The organism is Streptomyces sp. NPDC042002 (assembly GCF_055588305.1).
The window spans coordinates 62642-70407 of record NZ_JBVJCT010000029.1 but is presented as its reverse complement, the minus strand read 5'-3'; the positions used below and the strand labels follow the sequence as shown (position 1 = coordinate 70407).

Annotated in this window: 6 protein-coding genes; 3 read left to right on the top strand and 3 right to left on the bottom strand. The window is 71.8% G+C overall.

Annotated elements, in window-relative coordinates; translation table 11 throughout:
* Positions 1-182: 182 nt before the first annotated feature.
* Positions 183-638, bottom strand: coding sequence for a DnaJ family domain-containing protein (locus ACZ6KY_RS31250; RefSeq protein WP_469313619.1), 456 nt, complete (start codon positions 636-638; stop codon positions 183-185).
* A gap of 119 nt (positions 639-757) precedes the next feature.
* Between ACZ6KY_RS31250 and ACZ6KY_RS31245 the strand changes: the two genes are divergently transcribed.
* Together ACZ6KY_RS31245 and ACZ6KY_RS31240 are read left to right on the top strand one after the other, a co-directional pair.
* Positions 758-1153: a hypothetical protein gene (locus tag ACZ6KY_RS31245; RefSeq protein ID WP_469313618.1), complete on the top strand. Its 396-nt coding sequence runs from the start codon at positions 758-760 to the stop codon at positions 1151-1153.
* Positions 1154-1424: 271 nt separating this feature from the next.
* Positions 1425-2690 (top strand): serine hydrolase domain-containing protein, encoded by a 1266-nt coding sequence (locus ACZ6KY_RS31240; protein WP_469313617.1) that lies wholly within the window; start codon positions 1425-1427, stop codon positions 2688-2690.
* A 90-nt stretch (positions 2691-2780) separates the two neighbouring features.
* Here ACZ6KY_RS31240 and ACZ6KY_RS31235 read toward each other — a convergent pair whose 3' ends face one another.
* Positions 2781-3452, bottom strand: a complete 672-nt coding sequence (locus ACZ6KY_RS31235) for an O-methyltransferase (RefSeq protein WP_469313616.1) — start codon at positions 3450-3452, stop codon at positions 2781-2783.
* A 348-nt stretch (positions 3453-3800) separates the two neighbouring features.
* Positions 3801-5219, bottom strand: a complete 1419-nt coding sequence (gene proP / locus ACZ6KY_RS31230; RefSeq protein WP_469313615.1) for a glycine betaine/L-proline transporter ProP — start codon at positions 5217-5219, stop codon at positions 3801-3803.
* 456 nt (positions 5220-5675) lie between these two features.
* Between proP and ACZ6KY_RS31225 the strand changes: the two genes are divergently transcribed.
* Positions 5676-7724 carry a bifunctional glycosyltransferase 87/phosphatase PAP2 family protein gene (locus ACZ6KY_RS31225; RefSeq protein WP_469313614.1) on the top strand — a complete coding sequence of 683 codons (2049 nt, stop codon included), beginning with the start codon at positions 5676-5678 and terminating at the stop codon, positions 7722-7724.
* The last annotated feature ends 42 nt before the right edge of the window (positions 7725-7766 follow it).

Genomic DNA, 7766 nt, shown 5'->3' with positions numbered 1-7766 from the left:
CACGCCTCAGCCCCCCCCCCCCCCCCCCCCCCCCCCACACGCCCCCCCCCCGCTTTTCCCCCCCCCCCCCCCCCTCGCGCCCCCTCCCTCCTCCCCCCCCCCCCCCCCCCCCCCCCCCGCGGTTCATCGTGCCGCGGGTTCTCGCCGGACTCCGCCCGGGACTCCCGCCGTCCTTTGCGGCCTCACGCGGCTCCGGTGCCTTTCCGCCCCTCGGGTTGCTCGCCGGCGGGGGCCGGGTCCTCGCGGGCCGCGTGCCACTCCCGTACGAACTTCTCCACGTCGTACGGCTTGAGCCCGAGGGGAGGGCCCGGCGGCGGCTTGAACATGACCTCGCGGATCTTGGCGTTGACGTCCTCGAGGATCCGCCGCACCACCCGCTCCGAAGGAGCCGCGGCGGCCGCCACGAGGGCGTCCTCCGCCTCCTTGCGCAGAGCCAGTGTGGGCGGCAGGACCGACAGCCCCTCGCGGGCCATCTTCCGCTTGATCCACCAGAGTTCGTCGTACGGGGTGTCGGTGACCTCCGGCAGCGGCTTGCCCGCGCCGGGGAGTTCCGTGAACTCGCCGCGGGCCTCCGCCTCGCGGATCTGTTTGTCGACCCAGGACTCGAAGCTGACACCGGGTGGCTTGCGTTCGGTCATGAGTCCATTGTGCCGGAGGTCACACGGTGACGGGAAAGGTCGAATTATCATGCGGCGGCGACGGGGCAACCACGTTCCGCGTCAGCACAATTGGACCAGCAGCTCACGAAGGAGCGCGCGTGCTCGAACTCACCATGGCCTCGGTGTCCGGAGCGGACGCCGGTGCGACGGCCGGGATGCAGATGGCCGACGCGCCGAGCGACCCCGGAGCCATGCTTCGGGTGGGCAGGGACCGGGCCGTGTGCCGTCTCGCGACCCCCGACGACTGGCTGTTCGTGTCCCGGGTCCACCTGGAGTTCCTGTGCGGCCCGGACGGCTCCTGGCAGGTCACCTGGCTCCGGGGCTCCCACGCGGATCCGTCCTCGGAGGTCCGGCTGATCCTGGCGGGGCTGCCGGCCCAGCCGCTTCCGTACGGCGGGACGGCCAGACTCCCCGCGGGCGGCGCCGGTGAACTCGTCATCCAGGACCGCACCAGCCCTCACACGGTGAACGTGGGCTTCTACCACGAGGCCTAGGCGTATCGCCCGGTGAGGCCGGGGACGGGGCGTGTGAGGGCTACCGGTGCGCTGCGGGAGTGCCGGCGGGGTGGTGGAGCCCGGGGAACAGCGGGCTCCACCCGGTCGGCCACGCGCTCCGCGCCGCACCATCGGTGCCCCCGGCGGGGAGTTCGCCACTCCGATGGGCGTGGCCGGGATGCGCCCGTCCGCCCCCCGGTCGACGCTGGCTGAAGGCCAGCGTTCTCGCTTGTCGAGGCTGGAGACGTCGACACACGGGAGCCGTGAACCAATGGGTCGGTGCAAAGGACGTCTGCTCGGCGCTCTGGCCCTGGTCGGCGTCCTGGCGGTGTCGGCATGCGGGTCGCAAGGCGACATCCCGGTGGCGAGCAGCAGCGACAGTGCCACTCTCGACGCGCCGACCGAAGCGAAGGTCGAACAGATCGTCCGCCGGTTCCAGGACACGAACCGCACCCCGGGGGTCCTGGTCGGCATCTGGAGCCCGAAGGGGACCTTCGTCAGTGCCACCGGCGTCGCCGACCTCGCGACCAAGGCGCCTCTCCGAACCGACATGCAGTTCAAGATCGCGAGCCAGACCAAGACGTTCACGGCCAACCTCGTCCTGCAACTGGTGGGGGAGGGGAAGGTCGCCCTCGACGACCACATCTCCAAGTGGGTGGCGGGTGTGCCCAACGGGGACCGGATCACGATCCGGCAGCTCCTCAACCACACCAGCGGCCTCGCGGACGGTTTCACGTCGCCCACTGTCCAGGCGAAGATCCCCACCGGCTGCACCGTCGCGGAGCTCCTCAGGGCCGAGGCGAAGTTTCCCCCGGTCGCGCCTCCCGGTACCAAGTGGTCGTACAGCAACTACGGTTACAACCTGCTCGGCCGGGTCGTGGAGCTGGCCGGCGGCCAGGATCTGAGCACCGCGGTCCAGCAGCGCATCGCCCGACCGCTCGGACTCCATCGCACCCTGTTCCCGACGTCGGGGAACGGCCTCAGCAAGCCCTTCACCCACGGGTACGGGCTGGGCGATGTGGGCCCCACCCAGGCACCCACCGCTTCCGATGACGCGACGGCCATTCCGGCGTCGTGCCTCTGGGCGCACGGGAGCATGGTCTCGACACTGTCGGACATGCGGGTCTGGTCCCGAGCCCTGGCGACCGGCGCGCTGCTCAAGCCGGAGGTCTGGGCCGAGGCGACCAAGGACCCGATCCCCTTCGTCTTCGCGGGGAACTACAACGGACCCGGTAAGTGGCGGTACGGACTGGGATTCGTCGAGTCCGGCGGGTTCATCGGCGGAGAAGGCAGTTTCGCCGGCTACGAGTCCACCACCATGTACTCGCCCAGGCTTCGGACGGCGATCGAGGTGGTGTCGACCAAGAACCCCAACGCCATCACGCCTCCCCCGATGTTCCAGGCCCTCGCCATGGCGGTCTACGGCACCGACCTGGGCTTCGGCCTCACACCCGAACAGGCGCTCGCGCCATCGTTCACGGGGGCGGCGGGAGCGCCGGACACCCGGCCGGAGGAGCGGGCCCGGCCCGGGCCGTGATCCTCCGGCCGGGCATCCGTCCTACCCGGCGGTTCCCTCTGGGCCCGTGCGTCACCGGCGGGCAGACGACCGGTGCGGCGGACCGGGTGATCAGGCCTGTACGCGTGCCAGCGCGAACCCGTCGTAGCCCTTGGTGCCCACTGTCTGCACCGCCGTGCCGTTCAACTTCGGGTGGGAGGCGATCAGTTCGAGCGCGGCCCGGGTGCCCCGCACGCTCGGGTCGGTGCTCGCCCCGTCGGTGACCGCTCCGCCGCGCACGACGTTGTCGAGGACGATCACGCTGCCGGGCCGGGTGAGCCGGACCGCCCACTCGATGTAGTGGGCGTTGTTCACCTTGTCCGCGTCGACGAAGACGAAGTCGAACGGCTCGGGGTTCTCGTCCGCCAGCTTCGGCAGGGACTCGAGCGCGGGGCCCACCCGCACCTCGGCGATCTTGTCGAGGCCGGCCCGCGCGAGGTTGGCGCGCGCGACCTCGGCGTGCCGGGGGTCGTACTCGAGGGTGATGAGCCGCCCGTCGGCGGGCAGGGCGCGGCCCAGCCAGATCGTGCTGTAGCCGCCGAGCGTGCCGATCTCCAGGATGCGGCGGGCGCCCTGGATCTGGGCGAGCAGCTGGAGCAGCTTGCCCTGGTTCGGCGCGACGCTGATGGGCGGCAGTCCGGCCGCGTCGCTGTCGCGCAGCGCGGCGGTCAGGACCTCGTCGGCGGGGGCCAGCAAGGTGGTGAAGTGGTCGTCGACGTCGTTCCAGAGCTGCGACTCGCTCATGCACCGGGCCTTTCATATGCCTAGTTAGATGCGCTAAGGACTTCCGGAGACGAACCTAACCGTCGGCGCCCGCGTGTGCCAGCAGGTTTCGGGACCCGCGGGCCCGGCGGGTCCCCGGCGCGGCCGGCCCGGTTCGAGGGCGGGCACGGGCGGGCGCCGGGGGACGTGTGGTGTCGGCGAGGCGTGGGGGTCGCGTGACCTCGTGCGCGCGTGGCCTGCGGCCGGCGGGCTCCGGAGGCCCTTGGCGTCGGTGGCGGGCGGGCTCCGGAGGCCTCTGGTGCCAGCGGCGGCCGGGCGCCGCGAGAGGTGCGACGTCGGCGGCGGCCGGGCGCCGCGAGAGGTGCGACGTCAGTGGTGCGCGGGCGGCGACGAGGGGGTGACGTCAGCGGCGGGGGGTTCCACGGCGGGCGCGGAACCCGGCAGCGGCCGGCCCGCCGACTCCGTCATGAACCAGACGGCCACACCGCCGATCACGGCCGCCGCCATCATGTAGTACGCGGGCATCATCATGTTCCCGGTCGCTCCGATGAGGGCCGTGACCACCAGCGGGGTCGTGCCGCCGAAGAGCGAGACGGAGATGTTGAAGCCGATGGACAGCGAGCCGTAGCGGACCCGGGTCGGGAAGAGCGCCGGGAGCGCGGCGGGCATCGCGGCGGTGAAGCAGACCAGCAGCAGGCCGAGGGCTCCCATGCCGAGCGCGACGGCGAGCAGACTGCCCTGGCGGATCAGCAGCAGCGCCGGGACGGACAGGGCGAGGAAGCCCGCGCAGCCCGCGGCGATCACCGGGCGGCGGCCGATCCGGTCGGTCAGGGCGCCCGCGAAGGGCTGCACGATCATCATCAGCGCCATCACGCCGAGCACCACGAGCAGCCCGTGCGTCTCGTCGTACTCGAGTTCGCTGGTCAGGTAGCTCGGCATGTAGGACAGCAGCATGTAGTCGGTCACGTTGAAGACCAGCACCAGGCCCACGCAGAGCAGCAGGGTGCGCCACTGGCCGGTGATCATCTCGCGCAGCGGCACCTTGGGGCGGTCGGCCTCGGACTTCTCGATCTCCGCGGCGAACGCCGGGGTCTCCTCGAGCCGCATCCGCAGGTAGAGGCCGATGACGCCCATCGGGCCCGCGATCAGGAACGGGACGCGCCAGCCCCAGGACAGCAGGTCGTCGGTGGACAGCAGGGCGGTCATGAGGGTCACCAGACCCGCGCCGCCGATGTATCCGGCCAGCGTGCCGAACTCCAGCCAGCTGCCGAAGAAGCCGCGCCGCTTGTCGGGCGCGTACTCGGCGATGAAGGTCGAGGCGCCCGCGTACTCGCCGCCCGTCGAGAAGCCCTGCACCAGACGGGCCGCGAGCAGCAGGATCGGGGCGCCGACGCCGATCGTGGCGTACGACGGGATCAGTCCGATCGCGAAGGTGCCCGTCGCCATCATGATCATGGTGATCGCGAGGACCTTCTGGCGGCCGATCCGGTCGCCGAGCGGGCCGAAGACCATGCCGCCGAGCGGGCGGACGAGGAAGGCCGCGGCGAAGGCGCCGAAGGTCGAGAGCAGCTGGGCGGTCGGGTTGCCCGAGGGGAAGAAGACCTTGCCCAGGGTCACCGCGATGTAGCTGTATACACCGAAGTCGAACCATTCCATCGCGTTGCCGAGCGCCGCCGCCTTCACGGCGCGCTTGACCAGGGCGGGGTCGGTGACGGTGACCTCGGGGGAGGCCGGTCGTGCGGGGGTCGTGACGGATGCCGCGGAAGCTGTCGGGGTCGCGGTGGGCAAGGGCCTTCCTTTCGCCGGGGACAAGGACGGGTCCGCCCGGAGGCGGACCGGTGGCCCGCTCGGGGACGCACCGGCGGTTGCCCGGAGGCGGACCGGCGGCTCGCCCCGGGGCGGACCGAAAAGCGACCTTAAGGCCGTTCGTCCACGTCGCGTGCGGTGTGCGACCCGCGACGCAGCGCACGTAAAGGCCGCGTACGCAGGCGCGACGAGGTGACCGAGACCGTCCCTTCGGAGGGTCATTTGTGATCTATGTCGCGAGGCCGGAGGGGAACCGGGCCCTTCCCCGACTATCGTCATTCGGACAAAAGGGAGACGTACGTCAGGTGAAGCGGGGGTTTCCTGCGTCCCTCGACGGGGGCGGTCGCACCTCGTAGGGTCCTGATATGGACTGACGTATGGGATGTGTGGGACACCCGGGAAGCAAAGGAACCAATGGGGCGGGAGGGCTGACGGGGCGTGGCGAACGCGGAGCGCGGCGGACCAGCGGGCAATGCCTTCGTGGGGGCGGCGGAGACGGCGCGAGCACGGCTGCGCGCGCTTCGCGTCGGGCTCTGGGCCGTCGCCGCGATACTGGCCGTACGACAGGTCGCCGTCGTCCTCAGTACGCCCAAGGCGGACCGGCTGACGGATCTGGAGACCTGGGTCGGCCCCAACGGCGTACTGCATGTGAAGGGCTCGCTGTACGACTCGACGCGGTTCACCGGTACCCCGTTCGGCGGACTCGTCCTCAAACCCCTCACCCGGGCGGCGGAACAGGGCCTCGGCTGGGGCTGGACCTTCGGCACCCTGCTGCTCGTGGTCGCGCTCGGTCTGGTCGCCGCACGCGCCCTGCCGCAGCCCGTGAGCAGGCGTACGTCGCTGCTCGCTGCGCCCGTCGCCATCAGCCTGCTGATGCTGTCGCTCCCCGTACGCAACGCCCTCTACCTCGGCCAGACCAGCGTCATCCCGGTACTGCTCGTCCTGCTCGGCTGCTTCGCCGTCCGCGGGGAGCGCGCCTGCGGGGTCCTCGTCGGGCTCGCGGCGGCCCTCCAGCCGACCGTGCTGCTCTTCGCGCCGCTGCTCTGGTTCACCGGGCGCCGCCGCGCCACCACCTCGACCGCGGCCACCTTCGCCGCCCTCACCGCGGTCGCCTGGGCCGCGATGCCGCGCGACTCGAACACGTACTGGGTGCACCACCTGGCGGGCGTCGGCCTCGGCAAGGACGCCGACGACCTCGCCAACCAGTCCCTGCACGGCGCGCTGCTGCGGTTCGGCCTCACCGGGCCGCTGGAGATCGCCCTGTTCCTGGGGCTCGGCGCGGCCGTCGCCGTCGTCGGCCTCCGTCGCGCGGTGCGCTACGCGCGCGACGGGCAGCTGCTGCTCGCCGTGGCGATGACCGGCTGCGTGGCCGTCGCCGTCTCGCCCACCACCTGGCAGTACCAGCTGCTGTGGGTGCTGCTGGCGCTTGCCGGCCGGGTGGGGCGAAAGGCCTCGGACCGCTATGTGTGGCCTGTCGCCGTCGTCCTCGTCATGACCCTGCCCGCCAGGACGATGCTGCCGGACAAGCCTCTGCTCGAGCCGCTGCGCGACAACGTGGTGCTGATCGCCGCGCTGGCCGCCGCCACCGTCGTACCGTTCCTGTCCCGCACCTCGGAGTTCTACCGGGCCCCGATCCCCACCGGTCACGCGGCGCCCGTCCCCGCCCGGTGGAAGCGGGTGCCGGTGCTCCCGTTCCTCGGCCGGGTCCTCACCCGCCCCAACCTGCTCCTCGAACTGCTCCTGATCCGCGTCGGCTACTCCGCCTACGCCTCCGTACGCCTCGCCGTGACGGGCGGTTCCAACGCGGACGGCCGGCCCACCGCCGAACACCACGGCGACCAGATCCTCGCCGTCGAGCGGTTCCTGCGCCTCGACATCGAGCGCGGGGTCAACCACGCGGTGGTGAAGGTCCCCTTCCTGCGGGACTTCTTCGACTTCTACTACCAGTCGTTCCACTTCGGCGTCCCGCTCACCATCCTCGGCGTGCTCTACGTCCGCCGCCCCGCCGACTACCGCTGGGCCCGCTCCGCCCTCGGCTTCGCCACCCTGCTCGCCCTCGTCGGCTTCTGGCTCTACCCGCTGGCCCCGCCGCGCCTGATGCCGGGCCTCGGTGTCGTCGACACCGTGCACGGCGTGCAGGACTTCTCCAAGCCGGACTACGGCGCACTGACCGCGATGACCAACCAGTACGCGGCGATGCCCTCGCTGCACTTCGGCTGGTCCCTGTGGTGCGGGGTCGTCATCGTGATGCTGGCGCCCAGGTGGTGGATGAAGGCGCTGGGCCTGTTGCACCCGCTCTTCACGGTCTCCGCGATCGTGGCGACCGGCAACCACTGGGTCCTGGACGCGGTCGGCGGCGCGGCCGTGGTGGCCGCGGGCTTCGGTCTGACCCATCTCCTCCAGGGCCCGCGGCCCTGGACGCCGATGAAACCGGTCGAGGCCGGCACGGAGGAGCCGGTCCCGGCGGTGGGCCGCGCGCCTGACTGATCCGGTACGCGCCCGGCTCAGGCGTGTGGGCGGGGGGCGTGG

Bases quoted from the DNA above. Each gene is read 5' to 3' on its own strand.
- ACZ6KY_RS31250 (WP_469313619.1), bottom strand. From the start codon at position 638: ATGACCGAACGCAAGCCACCCGGTGTCAGCTTCGAGTCCTGGGTCGAC.
- ACZ6KY_RS31240 (WP_469313617.1), top strand. From the start codon at position 1,425: ATGGGTCGGTGCAAAGGACGTCTGCTCGGCGCTCTGGCCCTGGTCGGC.
- ACZ6KY_RS31235 (WP_469313616.1), bottom strand. From the start codon at position 3,452: ATGAGCGAGTCGCAGCTCTGGAACGACGTCGACGACCACTTCACCACC.